Source organism: Kitasatospora sp. NPDC054768, assembly GCF_053612025.1.
The window spans coordinates 23,660-43,785 of record NZ_JBSHBN010000068.1 but is presented as its reverse complement, the minus strand read 5'-3'; the positions used below and the strand labels follow the sequence as shown (position 1 = coordinate 43,785).

The following is a 20,126-nucleotide window of genomic DNA, read 5'->3' as shown; positions in this document are numbered from 1 at the left end:
CAGCAGCTGAGCCCATTCACGGCGGCCCAGAGCCCGCTGTTGCTTCGGCAGGGCCGAAGCAACAGCGGCACGGTGCACCGCCACTCCTGCGCAGGAAATCGGCAGGGCCGACTTCCTGCGCTTACGGGCGGATGGTGGCCTGGGTACAGCAGTGGGTGAGGGCGTACTTGAGGCGGGTGTCGGGGGTGGGGGTGGTGGTGAGGAGTTCGCCGGCGGCAGTGAGGGCGGTCCAGTAGCGGGTGGGGTCGCCGGTGCGGGGGAGGGGCCGGGTGGCGCTGAGGGAGAGGTAGGCGGCGGTGAGGTTGCCGGTGGTGAACCAGCGGGTGAGGCCGTGGTGGTGGCCGGGTCGGAGGCTGCCGTGGGCGTCGATGGCGGCCAGGAGGTGGTCGACGACGGCGAGTTCGGTGCCGGTGAGGGACTTGGGGATGTCGAAGACGCCGAGGGCTTCGAGGAGTTCGCCGGTGTCGGCCTCGGTGGAGGGGCGGGGGTCCGCGAGCAGGGCGTCGTGGCAGTCGGCCAGGCGGCGAGAGGTCTCGGCCTGGGGGATGCCGAGGGCGAGGCAGACAGCGCGGGCGGAGGGGAAGGGTTTGCGGGAGCGGCGGGCAAGGAGGGCATAGGTGTCGGCGGGGGTGCGGCCGCGGGAGAGGGCGTGGCCGGCGAGGGTGGTGAGGTGCATGGGGGCTGTGCTTTCAGGCGGTGACGAGGACGGGCGTGGGGGCGACAAGCGCCCAGACGAACTTGCCGATGCCGCAGGGGCGGGATTCGCAGCCCCAGCGCTCGGCGAGCTCGTCGACGAGGAACAGTCCACGCCCGTGCTCGTCGTCCGGCGCGGCGGCGCGAAGGGAGGGGCGCCCACTGCTGGCGTCGTGGACTTCGAGACGGAGACGGGAGTGAACGAGGGCGAAGCGGATCTCGATGTGGCGGTCGTCGGGCGCGTCGGAGTGCCGGACGGCGTTCGCGAACAGCTCGCCGAGGAGCAGTTCGGCGGTGTCGCGGTAGCGGTCCCCGGAGGGCAATCCGGAGAGGTAGGCCCGGAGCAAGTACCGGGCCAGGGGAGTGGATTCTGCCCGCGAGTCGAGGCACGCGACGAACATGCGGGGCTGGTGGGACGTGAGCATCGGGGCACCTCGAAGAGGCGGAACAGGTGGTCATAAGCGCGTGGCCGCCTGGGGAGAAGGCGAGGCCAGGAGTAGCTGCATCCATTGAACGGTCCGGGAGTTGCCCCGAACCAGAGCGGAAGGTGAGCACCTTTCAGGCATAATCGACGCACTACCCCGCCTGACCTGGGGCCCTTCGAACCGAGCGGGGGCGGCTGTGACTCCGAGGAGGAAGCGACTCGCGCAGCGCCGCAAGGCACTGGGCTACAGTCAGGAGGCATTCGCCGCCGAACTGGGAGTGGCAGTCTCCACGGTCACCCGCTGGGAGGCTGGCGCGACCAATCCCCAGGGGTTCGTACACCCCAAGATGGCAAAGGTCCTCAGGGTCACCCCCGGGGGCCTGGCGGACCTCCTCGCACCAGAGGTGACAGACCCTGGCCGTTCGGTGGTCTACGCCGCTGCCCCACCTCTTGGTGATACTGACGACATGAAGCGCCGCGACGTCCTGAGCCTGCTCGCCGTGACCGGCGCGCTCATCGCTCTGCCCGATGCCGAAAGGCCCTCGTCCCGATCCGGCGTGGCCACGTCCCTGACAGAAGTCGGGCCGGAACTGAACACGCACCTCTGGAAGCTGTTCGGGCTCTCCGACTCCAAGCAGGCTGTGCACCCGATGGTCAAGCACCAACTGGCTCTCCTGGCCAAGGGGCTGGGGGAATGCCAGAGCGATGCCTCGCGCCGGCAACTCTGTGCGCTGGTGGGAGATCTGTATCAGCTCGCGGGTGAGATCTTCTTCGACGCCAACCGCTACACCGACGCGGCGCAGTGCTACACACTCGCCGCCAGCGCAGCCAGGGAAGCCGGCGCTTTCGACATGTGGGCTTGTGCACTGACGCGGCACGCCTTCGTGGAACTCTACGAACACCGTTTCGCTGTCGCGGCTCCGATTCTGGCAGTGGCCTCTCAGGTCGCAGAACGAGGAGACAGCCGGCTCTCAACCCGATACTGGGTTGCGGCGGTCCAGGCGGAGGCATTTGCAGGCCTCGGCGACCTTGAAGCAACCGAACGAGCACTGGGCGCCGCCGAGCAGGTACACGATCTGTCCGGCCACCTGCACAATGGCGGTTGGCTTCGGTTCGATGGTTCACGTCTCGCCGAGGAACGCGGCACCTGCTATCTCGCACTCGGCCGCCCGGATCTGGCGGAGCAGGCACTGACATCCGCGCTCTCCCAGCGGCTCTCGCTGCGTCGCAGAGGAGCGGTGCTCGCGGAGTTGGCCGCGCTGAGCGTCGAGCGCCGTGATCTGGATCAGGCGAGTCATTACACTCACGCTGCTCTGGAGTTGGTCGACCAGACCGGCTCGGGCTACATCGGCAGGAAGTTGCAGGCGGTCAGGAACCGCCTCGTTCCGCTCGCGGCCGATGGTCGCGCCTCAGCCCTGCACCAGCAGATTTCGGCGCTTGACAACGCCGCCTGACGAAGGAGCAATTCATGCCGTCCGACGGGCAAATCTTCCGCGAAGCGTGGATCGCCGGTGTGTCGAAGCACCATCCGGGCGAGCCGAAAGCAGGCTATGTCGCCGCATGGGACGAGACTCCCGAGTGGGAGCGGGAGTGCGCCGCCGCCGTCTTCGGCCAGGTCCGTGACTTCATCATCGTGAGCGGCGGCAACACGTCAAAGCTCACCCGGGAGCAGAAGGGCCGATTCGTCGCGACGTGTTGGATCGCTCAGATCCACAAGCACATCGAGAATCCGAAGCCGGGCTATGTCGCCGACTGGGTCGATCTGCCGTCGTGGCAGCAGGAGACCGATGCGGACATCTTCGAGGCGATCGAACGCACCCGTCCTTGAGTATCGCGCTCCACTCCGCACCCCCTGCTGATGGCGGGGGTGGGGCCTGGGGCCGCCGGGTGGGACGGGATGCGTGGGAAGTCGGCGGGACCGACTTCCCACGCAATGGTGGGGGCGTACTTGATGCGGGGCCTGAGCCTCACACGAATGACTCGCACTCCGTGTAGTCGCTGTGCTACTTTCCGCATCATCGACAGAACATAGGAGACCCCGGCGGTGGTGACACACCCCGGGGTCGGGCACCAGGAGCAACAGACCTCCAGATGCAGATTCATCGTAGCGCGCACGTGCGCGCATTCACTGTCCTTCCGAACGGCCTGTTGCAGGACCGTCGGCTCAGTTACACCGCTCGTGGGCTGCTCGCGGACCTCCTTTCCCGCCCGGACGGCTGGCGCGAGGACGGGCGGCAGATGGCGGACAGCAGCCCGCAGGGGCGGGGCGCCGTCCGGCGGGCGCTCAAGGAGCTGAAGGACGCCGGGTACTACCGGGTCGACACGATCCGAATGCCCGACGGGACGGTCCGGTCCGAGGCCCATGTCTTCGACACCCCGCAGCCCGAACCGGCTGCCACCCGCCCGGCCTCCGGTGGGCGAGGGACCGGCGTCACTGTCACCCCTTCCGTAAAGGACCCGGGGCAAGAACCCACCCTCCCGGATGAACGGACGCGGGCCGCCGTGGCCACGCTGTTCCGGGTGATCCGGCCCGAACCCCGCCTGCGCCTCGGCGAGGCCGAGGCGCAGGGGCTGGCGTCGCTCGTCATGCAGTGGCTGGAACGGGGCAGCAGCGAAGCCGAGTTGGCCCATGCCCTCCTGCCCGGGCTGCCGCAGCCGATGCACTCCCCAGTAGCGATCCTCCGGGATCGCCTGCAACGGAAGCTGCCGCCGGAACGAGCGGCGCCTCCATCGGCGCCGTTCGCCGAGTGCGGCCGCTGCCACGACCCGGTGCCCCGGCCGGGAATCTGCCGCGCCTGCGCGGGCCTCGGCACGAGAGCCGTCGCCGTCGGCACGGGAGCCCCCGCCACCCCCGGCGGCGTCGCCCGTGCCCGCTCGGCTCTGCGTGGGCGGCACGAACCGCTCATCGCGGCGGGCAGCGGCTGACCGCCGCACGCCCTGCGCCGGTTCAGCGCTCCACGCCCCCTCCCCCGGTTGCGGTCCCGCTACGGGCGGGCCGCCGGGCCCGTCGAGCACCTCCCCGAACGCCCACTGGTCGCCGCTCCTCAATCGCGCCCGCTGTGACAGTTCCACACCCCCACCTGTCCGCACGGGCCGCCGGGTTCCCGCCGGAGCACGGCAAAGGCCCCGACGAACCCGGTGGTTCGTCGGGGCCTCCGCCGCCGACCGGTCAGGCCGTCAGGCGCACTTGATGTCGCGGTTCACCACGGCCATCCCGGCGACCTTCGCGCCGTCCACGGTGAACTCGTACTGCCAGCCCTGCTGTCCCTCGACCGGCAGCACGTACGTGCCGCTCTTGGCCTGCTGGAGGCCCTTGGCGCCGTACGCCTGCTGGAGCGCCTCCAGGGTGGAACCGGCGCCGATGCCCTCGGCCGTCTTCGCCTCCGCCGGGGCGACCAGCTCGCGCAGGCCCGTCGCCGCGAAGGAGACCCGGCCGGTGGCCAGGTACGCCGCTTCCTTGGCCTCCTTCGCCACCCTCAGGTCGACCAGGGCCATCGTCGAGTCGGCGATCAGCTTGGCGGCGGCGGCCGAGTCCGCGGCCCCCGCGGCCGAGCCCGCGGCGGCGGCCGCCGCGTCCTTGGCGGAGGCGTTCGGCGGCAGGGTGCCCGCCGGGGCGGGCGCCTTCCCGCTGGCCGCGTCGGCCTTGGCGTTCAGGTCCTTGTACCGGGCCTCGGTGGCCGCCTCGGCGGCCATCCGGGCCTGGTCCGGTGCCGGGCCGCCCTTGTAGACGAAGTCCGTGCAGCCTTCGAGCAGCGAGACCGGTGCGCTCTCCAGGGCTCCGGTGGCCAGCCCGGCGTCCTTGGCCATCCCCGGCTTCAGCCCCCGGTACCCGGCTGCCGCGAAGGCCTCGGGCCCCTTCGGCGTGGGCGCCGCCGTGGGCGCCCCGGTGGCGGCCTGGGCCTTGGCCGTGCCGTCCTTCCCCTTGTCGGAGGAGCCGGTGGAACAGGCCGCCGCCCCGACGGCGAGCAGCGCCACCGAGACGCCGACCCCTACCGCACGCATCGACCTGCGCGTCTTTCCCATGTCGCAATCCCCCTTGGTCGTACCGGCGATCACCGTACCGGGGCCACGACCATGATCCACAATTGAGTTCTCAGGAACAGTAGGTGTTGTGCTTGACCAGGGCGAGGCCGGCCACCTTGCCGTCGGCCACGGTGAACTCGTAGAACCAGTCCGGGCCGCCGCTGCCGCTCTCGGCCGGGAGTTCGTACGTGCCGCCCTTGGTCGGCTTGAGCTCCTTGCCCTCGTAGGCGCGCTTGAGCTCCTCCTCCGTCGAACCCGCGCCGACGCCCTCGGCGGTGCGGGCGTCCGCGGGCGCCACCACCTGGCGCAGACCCTCGGTGCCGAAGTTGACCCGGCCGGTGGCCCTGAGGGCCTCGTCCCGGGCCTTGCGGGCGGGCGTGACGAGGTCCAGGTCCTTCTGGAGCTCGGCGAACTCCTTCTGGTCGGCGGCATCCTGCTGGAGCTGCTCCTGGAGGCGCGCGCTGTGCTCCTGCAGTTCCTTCAGCGAGGCCCCGGCCGCCAGCGGCGGGACCGTCTTCCGCTTCGCCCTCATCTCGTCCATCCTGGCCAGCGCCTTGCCGGCCTTCGCGTGGACCTCCGCCTCGTTCGCCATCCGGACCGGATCCGGCGCCGGGCCGCCCTTGTACGCGTAGTCGGTGCAGCCGTTCAGCACCGAGACCGGCGACGGCTCCAGGGCCCCGGCGGCGAGCACCTCGTCCTTGGTCATCGACAGCTGCAGTCCCCGGTAGCCGTTCGCGCCGAACGGCTGCGGCGGCGTGGCGGCCGCCGCCGCGGCGCCGCCCTTGCCCTCGCCGCCCTTGTCCCCCTCGCAGGCCGCCGCTCCGGCCGCGACCACGGCCATCGCCAGTACTGCCCCCGCCACGCGCGTGCCGCGCGCCGTCCCCACCATGATCGTCTCCCCTTCGTCGATCGCACACGGTAGCGAACGTGCGGGCACGATCCACAATCGTTTTCCCACACGCGCGGAAGGGGCCCGCGTCCCCCAGGACGCGGGCCCCTTCGCAGGCACCGGGTCAGTCGACCGGGTACCGGGCGGCGAGGCCGCGGGTGTAGTGGGCGGCGGCGAGGACCGAGGCCATCAGCTCGGAGTCGAGCACGGAGGCGTCGGCCAGCCGGGTGGCCGAGGCGTGCGAGGCGAGCAGCGTCTTGGTGACCCGCAGGGCGGCCTCGGGGCGGCGCGTGACGGGCCTGGCCCACTCGTCCACCGCCCCGTCCAGGTCCTGCTCGGGGACGACCCGCTGCAGGATGGCGAGCTCCCGCGCCTCCACCGCGCCGACCGGCCGGCCGGTGAGGATGATCTCCCGGACCCGGGCCGCGCCGACCTCGTGGAGCAGGCGGGGCAGCAGCCCGCCCCAGGCGACGGGCAGGCCCAGGGCCAGCTCGGGCAGCCGGAAGACGGCGTTGTCGGCGCCGACCCGCAGGTCGCAGGCGAGCGCCAGGGCGAAGCCGGCGCCGGTCGCCCGGCCCTGGACCCGTGCGACGGTCACGGCGGGGCTGTTGGTGAGGGCGTCGCAGACCCTGCGCGCCCTGTCCCCGTAGCTGCGTATCCGGCCGCCGGTCGGGTCCTCGTCCAGGCCCGCGAGGAGTTCCTCGCGGTCGCCGCCGAGGCAGAAGTCCCGGCCCGCCGCGGACAGCACGATCACCCGCACGGCCGGGTCGGGCACGGCGAGGACGGCGAGGAGTTCGTCCAGCATGGCGGAGGTGACGGCGTTCCCGGTCTCCGGGCTGTCCAGCTCGACGTGGAGCACCGCTCCCCGGAGCTCGGAACGGACCGTACGGACCGGCGCGGGCCCGGGGGCCGAAGCTGAGGCCGGCCCGGGGGCCGGCTCGGGGGCCGAAGCGGAGGCCGGCTCGGGCTGGGCGTACCAGCCGGTGGGTGCCGGGGGGTTCGCCGGGTACGGGGGCCGCATCGCGTACGGGTGGTACTGGGGAGCCTGCGAGGAGACGTTCATGCGGCCACTCTCAGGGACGTCACCCGGTGGAAGACCATCCGGGGCGCGTGCTCCGGCGGGCTCACCGCCCTCAGCGTCGGGAAGCGCTCCAGCAGCTGGCCGAGCAGGGCGCGCGCCTCCAGCCGGGCCAGGCCCGCGCCGAGGCAGTAGTGGGCGCCGCCGCCGAAGGTGAGGTGGGTGCCCCGGCGGAGCGGGTCGAAGGTGTGCGGGTCCGGGTTGCGGCGCGGATCGCGGTTGGCCGCGCCGTACATCACGTGGACCATGGTGTCCTTGGGGAGGAACGTCCCGGCCAGCACGGTGTCCTCGCCCGCGACGCGGCTGTTGACGCGGATCGGCGGGTCGTAGCGCAGCGCCTCGTCGATCGCCTCGTCGATGTGCTCGGGCCGCTCCCGCAGCCACTCCCACCGGCCCGGCGACTGCAGCAGCTGCCACACCAGCGAGGAGAGCAGTGTCGCCGTGGTCTCCAGCGAGGCGATGGTGACGAACATGGTGAGCTGGTAGACCATCCGGTCGGTGGCCTCGCGGTCGGACTCCAGCCCGTCCCAGGTGCGGATCCAGCCGGCGATCACGTCGTCGCCGTCGTTCTCGCGGCGTTCCCGGACGAGGCGGGTGAAGTACTCGCGCAGGTCCATGGTGGCCTGCTCGGAGACCGCCAGCTGGCTCTTGGTGGGCAGCAGTTCCTGGGCGTGCACCTGGTTGTGGGTCATCGTCAGGATGTGCGGGTAGTCCGCGGGCGCGATGCCCAGCCAGCGACCGACGGTGCCGATCGGCAGCTGCTCGCCGACCACGGAGGCGAAGTCCGCCTCGCCGTCCGTCCGTATTCGCTCGGCCAGGCGGTCGAGCAGCCCCGTGACGTCGGCCTCGATCTCCGGCGCCATGTCCCGCAGCGTGTTCCGGTCGAAGAGGCTCCCGAGGCTGCGCCGCTGCCGGGTGTGCTCGGGGGCGTTGAGCCGGGAGAGGGTCCGGCTCATCTCCTGGGTGGCGACGGCCTCCCAGCGGTCCGTCCCGGTCTGCCGCTCCTGCCAGGCGAAGTCCGGGACGAGCCAGGTCCTGCCGCGCAGGACCTGGTCGCACGCTTCGTAGCCGGTGACCAGGTAGCCGCCCCAGGGCGCCGGGACGAGGTCGCCGAGCGCCCGCAGCTCGTCGTAGACCGGGCTCGGATCGGCGAGCCCCTCGGCCGATCGCAGCCTCCGCAGCAGCGGTACGGCGGCACGGCGGTCGGCCCTTCCGTCAGGGCGCTCCGACTCCGCGGGGCGGGCTTCCAACATGGCGGTCACACGGGCTCCTTCAACACGCGGGCGGGCAGTACGGCGGCGTACTACCCAGCAACAGCGCGCTCAAGCGTCGATCCGTGTTGCCCACGTCACGTACTGCACCGCCGTCGCACGCCGTTCACCTCGCGGTGACCGGGCGGCTTCCGGCGGCGCGTCGGACCGGGATCCCCGGAGCCCCGGACGCCTGGGGCCCGGAATCGAGCCCGGAATCGGGCCCGGATTCAGACCCGGAAGACGTCCAGGAAGGAGCTCCACCAGCCCTTCTTCTGCGGCGCCCGGGCGGGCGCGGCGGCGGTGGGCTGCGGGTACGCCTGCGCCTGCTCGGAGCCGGCCGGCGAGGGGGCCGGGGCGGGGTCCGCGACCGGCCGCGCGGTGCGGGCGGCCACCGGGCTGAACCGCACCGGCAGCGAGACCAGGCCGCGCTGGAACGGGCCCGGCCGCCACTCCACGCGCTCCGCGGGAACCGCGAGCATGACGTCCGGGAGCGCGTTGAGCAGGCACTCGATGGCGCTCAGGGCGATCAGCTGGGCCGGGGACTTGGCCGGGCAGGCGTGCGGGCCGGCGCCCCAGGCCAGGTGGGCCCCCTTGCTGAGGGTCAGCCGGGCGTCGGTGAGCGCGGGGTCGCTGTTGGCGGCGGCGAAGCTGATCACCACCGGGCTGCCGGCGTCCATCGGGACGCCGCCCAGGTTGAGGTCCTGCATCGGGTAGTGCGTCGCGTAGTTGGCGATCGGCGGGTTGTTCCACAGCACGTCGTCGAGGGCGTCCTCGATGCGCAGTCCGGAGCCGCCCTCGCCGGACAGCAGCAGGAGCAGCGCGTTGCCGATCAGGTTGCGCTCGGGCTCGACGCCGGCGCCCATCAGCATGACCAGCTGGTCCTTGAGCTCCTCGTCCCGCAGGCCGGCCGGGTGCTGGATGAGCCAGGAGGTGATGTCGTCGCCCGGCTGGCGGCGCTTCAGCGCGACCAGGTCCATCAGGCAGGAGGTCAGCTCCTCGTTGGCCTGGATCACGTCGAGGCCGTCGAAGAGCGCGGACATGCTGCGGGTCAGCCGGTCGCCGATGTCGGCCGGGCAGCCGAACAGCTGGTTGAACAGCAGCAGCGGCAGCAGCTTGGCGTAGTCGTTCAGCAGGTCGGCCCGGCCCAGCGCGCTGAACTGGTCGATCAGGTAGCCGGCGATCCGCTCGACGTGCCGGTTGAGCCGGTTGTCGTTGAGCCGGTCCAGGCTCTCGGTGACGGCCTTGCGCAGCCGCAGGTGCTCGGCGCCGTCCGTGAAGAGGCAGTTGGGCCGGTAGAACATCATCGGCAGGACGGGGCTGTCCATCGGCACCCGGCCCTCGTTGAGCGCCGCCCAGCGCCGCGAGTCCCGGGCGAACATCCCCGGGTTCTGCAGCACCCGCAGGGCGGCCTCGTGCGAGGTGACCAGGGTGGCGTCCACCCCGGGGGCCAACTCCACCGGCGCGGCGGGACCGTGGGCGCGCAGCTTGTCGTAGACCGCGTCGGGGTCGGCCGAGAACATCTCCCCGTAGAGCGGCGTGCTCACGCCGACGTGCATCGGGCAGCCCGGCGGAGGCGACTGCGGGACGGGTCGCTGCAGAGATTCCATGGGTCGTTCCTTGGGGGTGGCCCCGGGCGGGTGCGGACCCGGGAGACGTGAGGGGCGGAAGGCGTGGGGGAGGTCAGGAGGCGCGTTCGAGCAGGTGCCGGACGAGCGTCAGCAGGGCGTCGGCCGAGGACCGCTGGTCCCGCGCGTCGCAGAACACCACCGGCGTGTGCGGCAGCAGGTCGAGCGCCTCGCGGAGCTGGTCCTCGGTGTAGTCGCTCTGCCGGTCGAAGCTGTTGACCGCCACCGCGTACTCCAGGCCGTACTGCTCGATCAGGTCGATGACGGGGAAGGTGTCCGCGAGGCGGGTCGGGTCGGCCAGCAGCAGGGCGCCCAGCGCCCCCCGCGCCATGTCCTCCCAGAGCTGCATGAACCGCTGCTGTCCCGGCGTGCCGAACAGGTACAGCACCAGGTCGTCGCCGAGGGTCAGCCGGCCGAAGTCCAGGGCGACGGTCGTGGTCTTCTTGTCCGGTACGCCGCGGAGGTCGTCGACGCGGATGGACGCCTGCGTCATGCTCTCCTCGGTGCTCAGCGGGGCGATCTCCGACAGCGCCCCGATGAGCGTGGTCTTGCCGACCGCGAAGTGCCCCACGACCAGGATCTTGACAGCGGTCGTCACCGCGCCGGGGACGTAGATGTCCTCAGGCGAACCGGCGTTGAAGTCCATGCAGTACCTTCTCTAGAAGTCTCGGGTCCGGGGCCTGGGCCGGGGGCGGGGCCGACCGGCGCAGCAGCCGTCCCTCCCGGATCAGGTCCGTCAGCAGCAGCCTCACGACCCCGACCGGCAGCTCCAGCCGGGCCGCGACCTCGGCCACCGAGAGGTAGCCGCCGGAGCACAGCTCCCAGATCGCCCGGGTTTCGGGGCTCGGCAGGGCGGGGAGGTCCTGCTCGGGCGCGACGGTGACCAAGGTGATCAGAGACAGGTCGTCCGCATTCGGTAATTCGCGTCCACCGGTGATGACGTAGGAGCGGATGAAGCCGCCGGTGACCCGCTGTTCCTCGCCGCCGGCCGTCATGAGCCGCTGAGCGTGCTCTGGCGCGGCGCCGCCGACATCGCCCGTCCGAGCGCGCCCACCTGCTGCTGCATCCGGAAGGACATCGCCTCCATGTCGACGTCGGGGGCGGTGGAGGCGGCCAGGTACGCGCCGCTGCCGGCCGCGATCAGGAAGATCCAGCCGTGGTCGTACTCCAGCAGGGTCTGGCGCCAGAGCCCGCCGCCTCCGCCGACGAACGGGGCGACCGCGCGGCTCAGCGACTGCATCGAGCTCATCGCGGCGGCGTTGGTCTCCGCCTCGTCGCGTCCGATCTCGCTGGAGCGTTCGAGCAGGAGGCCGTCGGCGGAGACGAGGATGGCGTGCCGGGCGCCGGGTACCTGGAGTACGTCGTTGAGCACCCAGGAAAGATCACGGCTCACTGGATCTCGGTTCCTTCCGTGGTCATGGTGTTGCGCCCGGACAGCGTGCCGCGCTGGAACGCGCCGAGGCGGGACGGCGTGTGCTGGCCGGTGCTCCGCACCGGCTCCTCGGCCCGACCGGGGTCCAGCGGGTTGGGGACGACCGACACGGGGCGCTGGCGGCGGCGCCGGGGCAGCAGTCCGTCCGCGGTGGTCTCCGGTCCCGCCGTCGCCGCGTACGGCGCCGGCACCGGGGCCAGGGGCGCCGCCGGCTCGGACAGCGACACCAGCCGCTGGCCGGCTCCCGGCGCCCAGGACTGCGCGGGCTGCTCCACCGGCGCGGCCTGGGCCTGGTAGTCGGTGTAGTCGGTGTGCTCGGCGACGGGCGGGGCCGCGACCTCGCTGCTGAGCAGTTCGGCGGGCAGCAGCACCACGGCGCGCACGCCCCCGTACGGGGAGACCGAGTCGACGGAGACCCGGAAGCCGTAGCGGGCGGCCAGCATGCCGGAGACGGCGAAGCCGAACTTCGGGGGGTTGCCCAGGCTGGTGAGGCCGATCGGCGCGCCCGGGTTGAGGAGCAGTGCCGCGCGGTCCTTCTCCTCCTGGCCCATGCCGAGGCCGGCGTCGTCGATGATCAGGCAGACGCCGGTGGGGACGGCCTGGACGCTGACCTCCACCGGGGTGTCCGGGGCGGAGTAGTTGGTCGCGTTGGCGAGCAGCTCGGACAGCACCACGGCGACCGGCTCGACGACCTTGCTGGCGAGCGAGACGCTGACCCGGGAGTGGATCCGCACCCGGTCGAAGTGCCGGATCCGGCCCTGGGCGCTGCGGACCACGTCGTAGACCGAGGCGACGCTCTCGCGGCGGCCCAGCCAGCCGCCGCAGAGCACCGCGATGCCCTGGGCGCGCCGGCCGAACTGGCTGTTCGTGTGGTCGATCGTCATCAGGTCGGCGAGGATCTGCGGGCTGTCGCCGTACTTCCGCTGCACCTTGTCGATGACGACCTGCTGCTCGTCGGCCAGGCCCTGCAGCGTCCGCATCGCCGCCTTGAGGACGGCCTTGGTGTCTTCCTCGGCGTCCCGGCGGACGGCGGTCAGCTCGGACGCGTGCTGGCCCTGCAGGTGGTCGTGCAGCGCGGCGAGCTCGTCGCTCCGGCGCTGTGCCAGGGCGCTCGTCTCCTCCAGGGAGGCGTTGCGCCGCCGCAGGGCGAGGTTCGTCCTGCGGGCCTGGAGGGCCGCTCCGACGGCTGCGAGCATCACCACGATGAAGACCCAGAAAAAGGGTTCCTGCACAAATGACGTCATGAAACTCTCTTCAGGTGGCATCGCGTGGAGCCGGTCCGGGCCCCTAAACGCGAATGGGACTGGCGGCCCGAACCTCCCCGAAAGGCACCTGATGTCACATCACATCGAAGTGCATTCCGGCACGAGACCTGCGGCGACGCCTATCGCGGAGTCAGCCTACTGCAACTCATGCCATGTCAGAACAGATACCAAAAAGGGCAGTTGGGGCGAAATTCCACGACTTGCTGGGAACTCTGACAAGAAATGACGGCATTCGTGACGCCGCGTTAACCACAGGGACACGTCCCGACCACACTTCTATTCGCGCGCAGGGTGATCGCGCCGTCACACCCCGGAATCGACGGCCCTCCGGAGAGGCGGCCGGGCATGCGGAAGGGGCCCGCGTCCGTGGACGCGGGCCCCTCCGGTACAGCCGTCCGTCAGCGCATCGAACCGGTGCGCAGCAGGGTGCGGATGACGCGCATCGCGACCGAGAGGCTGGACAGCTCGAAGTTGTCCGAACCCCTTATGTCGTCGAGGGTGCTCTTGGCGCGGTTCAGCAGGGTCGAGTTGAGCTCGGCCCAGGCGGTGTACCGCTCCTCCGGGGTGGCGCCCTCGGCGCCGCAGGCCAGGACGTCGGCGGTCAGCGCCGCGTGCGCCGCGAAGAGGTCCTCGCGGATCGCGGCCCGGGCCATCGACGACCAGCGGTCGGTGCGGGGCAGTTCGATGATGCGGTCGAGCAGGTGCGAGATCTGGAGCCGGTCGCCCAGGTCGTAGTAGAGGTCGGCGACCTCGGCGACGTCCTTGCCGGAGCGGTCCGCGACCTCGGCGACGTCCAGGGTCGGGAAGACCGAGGAGAGGCCGGCGATCCGGGTGGCCAGCTCCTCCGGCACCCCGGCCGCGGCGAGCTCGCCGTACACGGACTCGAACCAGGTCAGGTCCTCGCCGCGCAGCGGCTTGGGCAGCGAGGCCCAGACCTGGTTGACGCGGTCGTGGAAGAACTCGATGGTGCCGGCGATGTCGAGCGGCTGGCGGCGGTTGTTGAGCATCCACCGGGTGGCGCGCTCGACCAGGCGCCGCGAGTGCAGGCGCATCTTGGTCTGCACCCGGGCCGGGACCTTGTTGTCCAGATCCTCGATCTCGGCCCAGATCGGCTCCAGGTCGAAGACGGCCCGCGCGGCGGTGTGCGTCCGGGCGATCTCCTCGTAGGTCGCGCCGGTCTCCTCCTTCAGGCGGAAGGCGAAGGTGCAGCCACCGCGGTTGATCGTGTCGTTGACGATCAGCGTGGTGATGATCTCGCGGCGCAGCGCGTGGTTGTCGATCGCGTCGGCGAACTTCGCCCGCAGCGCGCTCGGGAAGTACTCGTGCAGCGCGCTGCGGAAGAACGGGTCGTCCGGCAGCTCGGTGGCCAGCAGCTCCTCGGCCAGGATGATCTTGGTGTACGCGAGCAGGACGGACATCTCGGGCTGCGAGAGGCCGCGGCCGTTCTGCTGGCGCTCACGGATCTGGCGCTCGGTGGGCAGGAACTCCAGGCCGCGGTCCAGCTGGCCGGCCGACTCGAAGCGGCTGATCATCCGGGCGTGCACGTTGACCATGCTGTGCGCCTGGGCGACGGCGTTGGCCAGCACGACGTTCTGCGCGTAGTTGTTGCGCAGCACCAGGTGGCCGACCTCGTCGGTCATCTCGGCCAGCAGGACGTTGCGCTGCTTGACCGTCATGTCGCCCTCGGCGACGACCTGGTTGAGCAGGATCTTGATGTTGACCTCGTGGTCCGAGGTGTCCACACCGGCGGAGTTGTCGATCGCGTCGGTGTCGATCCAGCCGCCGGTGCCCTCCGGGCCGCCGGTGGCCGCGTACTCGATGCGGCCGAGCTGGGTGCAGCCGAGGTTGCCGCCCTCGCCGATGACCCGGGCGCGGACCTGCTCGCCGTTGACCCGGATGGCGTCGTTGGACTTGTCGCCGACCTCGGCGTTGGTCTCGGTGGAGGCCTTGACGTAGGTGCCGATGCCGCCGTTCCAGAACAGGTCGACCGGGGCCTGGAGGACCGCCCGCATCAGCTCGGCCGGGGTCAGCTTGGCCGCCTCGACGCCGAGCGCGGCCCGGACCTGCGGGGTCAGCTGGATCGCCTTGGCCGACCGGGGGTACACCCCGCCGCCGGCCGAGATCAGCGACTTGTCGTAGTCGTCCCAGGAGCTGCGCGGCAGCTCGAACAGCCGGCGGCGCTCGGCGTACGAGGAGGCCGCGTCCGGGTTCGGGTCCAGGAAGATGTGGCGGTGGTCGAAGGCGGCGACCAGGCGGATGTGCTCGCTGAGCAGCATGCCGTTGCCGAAGACGTCGCCGGACATGTCGCCGATGCCGATGACGGTGAAGTCCTCGGTCTGGGTGTCGACGCCGAGCTCGCGGAAGTTGCGCTTGACCGACTCCCAGGCGCCGCGGGCGGTGATGCCCATGCCCTTGTGGTCGTAGCCGGCCGAGCCGCCGGAGGCGAACGCGTCGCCCAGCCAGAAGCCGTAGGACTCGGCGACGCCGTTGGCGATGTCCGAGAAGGTCGCGGTGCCCTTGTCGGCGGCGACGACCAGGTAGGTGTCGTCCTCGTCGTGGCGGACCACGTCGGCCGGGTGCACGACCTCGCCGCCGACCAGGTTGTCGGTGATGTCGAGCAGCGCCGAGATGAAGGTCTTGTACGAGGAGACGCCCTCGGCCAGCCAGGCGTCGCGGTCGACCGTCGGGTCCGGCAGCTGCTTGGCGACGAAGCCGCCCTTGGCGCCGACCGGGACGATGACGGTGTTCTTGACCATCTGCGCCTTGACCAGGCCCAGGATCTCGGTGCGGAAGTCCTCGCGCCGGTCGGACCAGCGCAGGCCGCCGCGGGCGACCTTGCCGAAGCGCAGGTGGACGCCCTCGACCTGCGGCGAGTAGACCCAGATCTCGAACGCCGGGCGCGGGGCCGGCAGGTCCGGGATGGCCTTCGGGTCGAACTTCATCGACACGTAGGAGTGCCACTCGCCGGAGGCGGTGCGCTGGAAGAAGTTGGTCCGCAGGGTGGCCCTGATGAGGTTCAGGAAGGAGCGCAGGATGCGGTCCTCGTCCAGCGAGACGACCTCGTCGAGGGCGCCGGACAGCTCCTCCAGGATGCCCTCGGTCAGCTCCAGGGCGCCCGAACGGTGGCTCGGGCTCAGCCGGGCCTCGAACAGGTTGACCAGCAGGCGGGTGGTGTGGGTGTTGTTGCGGAGCGCGTCCTCCATGTAGTCCTGGGAGAACGTGGAGCCCGCCTGGCGCAGGTACTTGGCGTACGTGCGCAGCATCATCGCCTGGCGCCAGGTCAGCCCGGCGGTCAGCACCAGCTCGTTGAAGCCGTCGTTCTCGGCCTTGCCGGTCCAGGTGGCGGCGAAGGTCTCCTGGAAGCGCTGGCGGGCCTCGTCGGTGAGCTCGGTGGCCTCGCGCAGCTTCAGGCCGAAGTCGTAGACCCACGCGGTGGTGCCGTCGGAGCGGCGCAGCGCGTACGGGTGCTCGTCCAGCACCTCGACGCCCAGGCGCTGGAGCACCGGCAGGACCTCGGTGAGCGAGATCGGGCCGCCGACCCGGTAGATCTTGAAGCGGCGGTCGTCGTCGCCGGCGCCGACCGGCTGGTACAGGTTGAGGCGGAAGTCGCCCTCGCCGTGCAGCGACTCGATCTGCTTGATGTCGGCGACGGCGGTGCGCGGCGGGAAGTCGGCGCGGTAGCCGTCGGGGAAGGCGTTGGCGTACTTGTGGCCGAGTTCGGCCGCCTTCTCCTCGCCCAGCTCGGTGTGCAGCTGGTCGTGGAAGCCGTCCATCCAGAACCGGGCGGCCTCGGCCAGCCGGTTCTCGATCCGCTCGATGTCCGTGTCGGAGAGGTGCGGCAGCTCGGTGCCCGGGGCGACCCGGACCACGAAGTGCAGGCGGGTCAGCACCGACTCGGTGGCGTACACCGTGTAGTCGATGGTGGCGCCGTTCAGCTCCTCCTTGAGGATGTCGGTGATCAGCAGCCGGATGCGCGTGGTGTAGCGGTCGCGCGGCAGGTAGATGAACGCCGAGAAGTAGCGCCCGTACTCGTCCTGGCGCAGGAACAGCCGCAGCTTGCGGCGCTCCTGGAGGTAGAGCACGCTCGTCGCGATGGAGAGCAGCTCGGAGGCCGGGGTCTGGAAGATCTCGTCCCGCGGGAAGGTCTCCATGATCTGGAGCAGGTCGCGGCCGTCGTGGCTCTCGCTGGAGAAGCCGGACTCCTCCAGCACCTCCTGGACCTTGCGGCGCACGACCGGGATGCGGGTGACCGACTCGGTGTAGGCGGCGGAGGAGAACAGGCCGAGGAAGCGGCGCTCGCCGATCGGCTCGCCGGCGGCGTTGAACTTCTTCACGCCGACGTAGTCCAGGTAGGACGGGCGGTGCACGGTGGCCCGGCTGTTGGCCTTGGTCAGGACGAGGAGCTTCTTCTCGTGGGCCTTGGCGCGCACCGGCGCGGAGAGCCGGCCGAAGGCCTCGCTGACCGCGTGGTGGGCGTCGTCGTGGCTGTGCGGGTCGGCGCGCAGGATGCCGAGGCCGGTCCCGGCGACGGCCTTGAGGACCTCCTCGCCCTCGTGCTCGACCAGGTCGTACTCGCGGTAGCCGAGGAAGGTGAAGTGGTCGTCGGCGAGCCAGCGCATCAGCTCCCAGGCCTCGCCGACCTCCTGCTCGGGCAGGCCGGCCGGGGGCTGCTCGGCCAGCTCGTCGGCCAGGCGCAGCGCGCTCTCGCGCATCTTGCCCCAGTCCTCGACGACCTCGCGGACGTCGCCGAGCACGCGGCGCAGGTCGGCCTCGATGGAGCGCAGGTCCTCGCGGTCGGTCTCGCGGTCGACCTCGATGTGCATCCACGACTCGACGGTCGCGTCGGCCGGCCAGTCGGTGCCGGCGGCCTGGCTGCGGGAGCAGGCGTCGACGTCCAGGATCTCCAGCAGCTTGCCGGTGATGTCACGGCGGACGACCAGCTGGGGGTGGATCACGATGTGGATCGCGCGGTCCTGGCGGGACAGCTCGTTGGTGACGGAGTCGACCAGGAAGGGCATGTCGTCGGTGACGACCTCGACCACGGTGTGGCCGCAGGACCAGCCGTTCTCCTCGACCGAGGGGGTGTGGACCCGCACCTCGGCGGTGCCCTGCGGGCGCTTGAGGCCCAGCCGGTAGTGGGAGGCGGCCGCGCCGTAGACGTCGACCGGGTCGCGGTCGACCAGGTCCTCGGGCGCGGTGTGGAGGTAGTAGTGGTGCAGGTACGCGGTCAGAGCGCCATTGCTCAGACCTTCCCCCGGCGCCGCTCCCCCCACCTGGCTGTTCTCAGCGGCTGCGGCTGCCTTCTTGAGCAGTTCGGCCTTGGCTGCGTCCAGCTTGGTCTGCATGACTTCTTGGCTCCTGTCGCGCGCCGTTGCGTGACTCGGTGGTGTGTGGATGTACACCGACGGGTCACCGCAATCCTGCCGCACCATCCGACTGAAAGGGGCTCATGGCACGCATGAAACGTCCTCCCAGCGGGTAGGACGACTCATTCGTCCTGCAGCCACCCGACGACGCCAGCCAGCCTAACCGGATCAATCGAAGGTGGACAGGGACAGGTAGGCGCAAACCCGCAGGAAGTCGGGTCCGTCCTGGACACCATGTCCAAACCGGAGTCCGGTGTTCACTCTCAGCCCATGTGCGGGTAGCCGTGGTGCGTCGGCGGGACGAAGGACTCCTTGATCGACCGTGCGGAGGTCCAGCGGAGCAGGTTCTGCGCGGCGCCCGCCTTGTCGTTGGTGCCGGAGGCCCGGCCGCCGCCGAAGGGCTGCTGGCCGACGACGGCCCCGGTCGGCTTGTCGTTGATGTAGAAGTTCCCGGCCGTGAAGCGCAGCTCCTCGACGGCCTGGGCGATGGCGTAACGATCCTGCGCGATCACCGAGCCGGTCAGGCCGTACGGGGCGCCGTCGTCGACCCGGCGGAGCACGTCGTCCCAGCGGGAGTCCTCGTAGACGTGGACGGCGAGGATCGGGCCGAAGTACTCGGTCCGGAAGATCTCGCCCCGGTGGTCGGAGGAGACCAGCACGGTCGGCCGGACGAACCATCCGATCGCGTCGTCGTACTGTCCGCCGGCCGCCAGTTCGATCGTCGGATCGGCCTTCGCCCGGTCGATGGCGTCCCGGTTCCGCTCGAAGGCGCGCCGGTCGATGAGGGCGCCCATGAAATTGGACAGGTCGGTCACGTCGCCCACCGCGAGCGCGTCCACCTCGGCCAGGAAGTCGTCCTTGATCCGCTGCCAGAGGCTGCGCGGCAGGTAGGCGCGGGAGAGCGCCGAGCACTTCTGGCCCTGGTACTCGAAGGCGCCGCGGATCAGCGCGGTCCTCAGGATCTCCGGGTCGGCCGAGCGGTGGGCCAGCAGGAAGTCCTTGCCGCCGGTCTCGCCGACGATCCTCGGGTACGTGCGGTAGCCGCCGATGTTGGCGCCGATGGTCTGCCACAGGTACTGGAAGGTGGCGGTGGAGCCGGTGAAGTGCAGCCCGGCGAGCGCCGGGTCGGCCAGCGCCACCGGAGAGACCTGGAGGCCGTCGCCGGTCACCAGGTTGATCACCCCGGGCGGCAGGCCGGCCGCCTCCAGCAGCCGCATCAGGTGGTGGGCGGCCAGGGTCTGGGTCGGCGCGGGCTTCCAGACCACGGTGTTGCCCAGCAGCGCCGGGGCGGTGGGCAGGTTGCCGGCGATCGCGGTGAAGTTGAACGGGGTGACCGCGTAGACGAAGCCTTCCAGCGGGCGGTGGTCGGTGCGGTTCCACACGCCGGGCGAGGAGGCCGGCTGGTCGGCCAGGATCTGCCGGGCGAAGTGGACGTTGAACCGCCAGAAGTCGATCAGCTCGCAGGCGGAGTCGATCTCCGCCTGCTGAGCGGTCTTGGACTGGCCGAGCATGGTGGCCGCGTTGAGCGTCTCCCGCCAGGGGCCGGCGAGCAGGTCGGCGGCGCGCAGGAAGACCGCCGCGCGGTCGTCGAAGGAGAGCGAGCGCCACTGCCGCCCGGCGGCCAGCGCCGCGTCCACCGCCGCCCGGGCGTCCTCCCGGGTGGCGTTGCCGAGCACGCCCAGCTTGGCGGCGTGGTGGTGCGGCTGGACGACCTCGATCCGCTCACCGCCGCCGAAGCGCTGCTCGCCGCCGATGGTCATCGGCAGCGGGACCTGCTCGGCGGCCAGCTCGTCCAGCCGCCGGACCAGCCGGCCCCGCTCCGGGCTGCCGGGCGCGTACGCGTGCACCGGCTCGTTGACCGGCACCGGGACCTCGGTGACTGCGTCGATGGGCATGGTGGCTCCGTCCTGGCGGCTGGTCGGGTGTGACACCAGCCTGACCAGCCGGGGCGCGATCCGCCCGTTCAGACACGCGGACGGGGGGCGGGGCGCCCCCCCCCCCCCCCCCCGGACCCGCGGCCCCCCGCCCGCCCCGCACGGCCGGGGGCCCCCCCGGCCGGCCGCGGCCGGCCGGGCCCC

At 71.4% G+C, this 20,126-nt stretch carries 16 protein-coding genes and 1 pseudogene; 4 read left to right on the top strand and 13 right to left on the bottom strand.

The window, feature by feature from the left end; translation table 11 throughout:
* Positions 1–121 precede the first annotated feature (121 nt).
* Together ACWGKU_RS21340 and ACWGKU_RS21335 are read right to left on the bottom strand one after the other, a co-directional pair.
* Positions 122–676 (bottom strand): hypothetical protein, encoded by a 555-nt coding sequence (locus ACWGKU_RS21340; RefSeq protein ID WP_452179320.1) that lies wholly within the window; start codon positions 674–676, stop codon positions 122–124.
* Between the two features lie 13 nt (positions 677–689).
* Positions 690–1,118: an ATP-binding protein gene (locus ACWGKU_RS21335; protein WP_452179321.1), complete on the bottom strand. Its 429-nt coding sequence runs from the start codon at positions 1,116–1,118 to the stop codon at positions 690–692.
* A 196-nt stretch (positions 1,119–1,314) separates the two neighbouring features.
* On the opposite strand from ACWGKU_RS21335, the pseudogene ACWGKU_RS21330 reads away from it, so the two are divergent.
* From ACWGKU_RS21330 to ACWGKU_RS21315, 4 genes and pseudogenes are all read left to right on the top strand, one after another.
* Positions 1,315–1,488, top strand: a pseudogene (locus tag ACWGKU_RS21330) (helix-turn-helix domain-containing protein); the annotation flags it as partial.
* Between the two features lie 96 nt (positions 1,489–1,584).
* Positions 1,585–2,571 carry a transcriptional regulator gene (locus ACWGKU_RS21325; protein ID WP_401056131.1) on the top strand — a complete coding sequence of 329 codons (987 nt, stop codon included), beginning with the start codon at positions 1,585–1,587 and terminating at the stop codon, positions 2,569–2,571.
* A 14-nt stretch (positions 2,572–2,585) separates the two neighbouring features.
* Positions 2,586–2,945, top strand: coding sequence for a hypothetical protein (locus ACWGKU_RS21320; RefSeq protein ID WP_401056130.1), 360 nt, complete (start codon positions 2,586–2,588; stop codon positions 2,943–2,945).
* 674 nt (positions 2,946–3,619) lie between these two features.
* A complete protein-coding gene (locus ACWGKU_RS21315; RefSeq protein WP_452179322.1) occupies positions 3,620–4,042 on the top strand; it encodes a hypothetical protein in 423 nt (140 codons plus the stop codon).
* A 252-nt stretch (positions 4,043–4,294) separates the two neighbouring features.
* Here the strand turns inward: ACWGKU_RS21315 and ACWGKU_RS21310 are convergent, their stop codons facing one another.
* The 11 genes from ACWGKU_RS21310 to pruA all read right to left on the bottom strand — a co-directional run bounded on the left by ACWGKU_RS21310 (position 4,295) and on the right by pruA (position 19,937).
* Complete coding sequence (locus ACWGKU_RS21310) at positions 4,295–5,119, bottom strand: hypothetical protein (RefSeq protein WP_401054947.1); 825 nt, start codon at positions 5,117–5,119, stop codon at positions 4,295–4,297.
* 91 nt (positions 5,120–5,210) lie between these two features.
* Entirely contained in the window at positions 5,211–6,029 is an 819-nt protein-coding gene (locus ACWGKU_RS21305; RefSeq protein ID WP_452179323.1) for a hypothetical protein, read from the bottom strand.
* A 124-nt stretch (positions 6,030–6,153) separates the two neighbouring features.
* The gene (locus ACWGKU_RS21300; RefSeq protein WP_452179324.1) at positions 6,154–7,092 is read right to left on the bottom strand and encodes an enoyl-CoA hydratase/isomerase family protein; all 939 of its coding nucleotides are present in this window, start codon (positions 7,090–7,092) and stop codon (positions 6,154–6,156) included.
* The gene (locus ACWGKU_RS21295) at positions 7,089–8,360 is read right to left on the bottom strand and encodes a cytochrome P450 (protein ID WP_401051200.1); all 1,272 of its coding nucleotides are present in this window, start codon (positions 8,358–8,360) and stop codon (positions 7,089–7,091) included. The genes ACWGKU_RS21300 and ACWGKU_RS21295 overlap by 4 nt, the downstream gene beginning before the upstream one ends.
* A 227-nt stretch (positions 8,361–8,587) precedes the next feature.
* Complete coding sequence (locus tag ACWGKU_RS21290) at positions 8,588–9,967, bottom strand: cytochrome P450 family protein (RefSeq protein WP_401051196.1); 1,380 nt, start codon at positions 9,965–9,967, stop codon at positions 8,588–8,590.
* Positions 9,968–10,040: 73 nt separating this feature from the next.
* Positions 10,041–10,631: a GTP-binding protein gene (locus ACWGKU_RS21285; protein ID WP_359908521.1), complete on the bottom strand. Its 591-nt coding sequence runs from the start codon at positions 10,629–10,631 to the stop codon at positions 10,041–10,043.
* Positions 10,606–10,980 carry a DUF742 domain-containing protein gene (locus ACWGKU_RS21280; protein WP_359908523.1) on the bottom strand — a complete coding sequence of 125 codons (375 nt, stop codon included), beginning with the start codon at positions 10,978–10,980 and terminating at the stop codon, positions 10,606–10,608. Before ACWGKU_RS21280 ends, ACWGKU_RS21285 begins: the two co-directional genes overlap by 26 nt.
* Positions 10,977–11,378: a roadblock/LC7 domain-containing protein gene (locus ACWGKU_RS21275; RefSeq protein ID WP_359908526.1), complete on the bottom strand. Its 402-nt coding sequence runs from the start codon at positions 11,376–11,378 to the stop codon at positions 10,977–10,979. The genes ACWGKU_RS21280 and ACWGKU_RS21275 overlap by 4 nt, the downstream gene beginning before the upstream one ends.
* Entirely contained in the window at positions 11,375–12,661 is a 1,287-nt protein-coding gene (locus ACWGKU_RS21270; protein WP_380548181.1) for a histidine kinase, read from the bottom strand. Before ACWGKU_RS21270 ends, ACWGKU_RS21275 begins: the two co-directional genes overlap by 4 nt.
* A 419-nt stretch (positions 12,662–13,080) precedes the next feature.
* Positions 13,081–18,027: an NAD-glutamate dehydrogenase gene (locus ACWGKU_RS21265; RefSeq protein WP_401045363.1), complete on the bottom strand. Its 4,947-nt coding sequence runs from the start codon at positions 18,025–18,027 to the stop codon at positions 13,081–13,083.
* A 284-nt stretch (positions 18,028–18,311) separates the two neighbouring features.
* Positions 18,312–19,937: an L-glutamate gamma-semialdehyde dehydrogenase gene (pruA, locus tag ACWGKU_RS21260; protein ID WP_380548195.1), complete on the bottom strand. Its 1,626-nt coding sequence runs from the start codon at positions 19,935–19,937 to the stop codon at positions 18,312–18,314.
* Positions 19,938–20,126: the final 189 nt, after the last annotated feature.

Bases quoted from the DNA above. Each gene is read 5' to 3' on its own strand.
- ACWGKU_RS21300 (WP_452179324.1), bottom strand. From the start codon at position 7,092: ATGAACGTCTCCTCGCAGGCTCCCCAGTACCACCCGTACGCGATGCGG.
- ACWGKU_RS21295 (WP_401051200.1), bottom strand. From the start codon at position 8,360: ATGTTGGAAGCCCGCCCCGCGGAGTCGGAGCGCCCTGACGGAAGGGCC.
- ACWGKU_RS21280 (WP_359908523.1), bottom strand. From the start codon at position 10,980: ATGACGGCCGGCGGCGAGGAACAGCGGGTCACCGGCGGCTTCATCCGC.
- ACWGKU_RS21285 (WP_359908521.1), bottom strand. From the start codon at position 10,631: ATGGACTTCAACGCCGGTTCGCCTGAGGACATCTACGTCCCCGGCGCG.
- ACWGKU_RS21320 (WP_401056130.1), top strand. From the start codon at position 2,586: ATGCCGTCCGACGGGCAAATCTTCCGCGAAGCGTGGATCGCCGGTGTG.
- ACWGKU_RS21325 (WP_401056131.1), top strand. From the start codon at position 1,585: ATGAAGCGCCGCGACGTCCTGAGCCTGCTCGCCGTGACCGGCGCGCTC.
- ACWGKU_RS21270 (WP_380548181.1), bottom strand. From the start codon at position 12,661: ATGACGTCATTTGTGCAGGAACCCTTTTTCTGGGTCTTCATCGTGGTG.
- ACWGKU_RS21340 (WP_452179320.1), bottom strand. From the start codon at position 676: ATGCACCTCACCACCCTCGCCGGCCACGCCCTCTCCCGCGGCCGCACC.
- ACWGKU_RS21305 (WP_452179323.1), bottom strand. From the start codon at position 6,029: ATGGTGGGGACGGCGCGCGGCACGCGCGTGGCGGGGGCAGTACTGGCG.
- ACWGKU_RS21265 (WP_401045363.1), bottom strand. From the start codon at position 18,027: ATGCAGACCAAGCTGGACGCAGCCAAGGCCGAACTGCTCAAGAAGGCA.
- ACWGKU_RS21310 (WP_401054947.1), bottom strand. From the start codon at position 5,119: ATGCGTGCGGTAGGGGTCGGCGTCTCGGTGGCGCTGCTCGCCGTCGGG.
- ACWGKU_RS21335 (WP_452179321.1), bottom strand. From the start codon at position 1,118: ATGCTCACGTCCCACCAGCCCCGCATGTTCGTCGCGTGCCTCGACTCG.
- ACWGKU_RS21290 (WP_401051196.1), bottom strand. From the start codon at position 9,967: ATGGAATCTCTGCAGCGACCCGTCCCGCAGTCGCCTCCGCCGGGCTGC.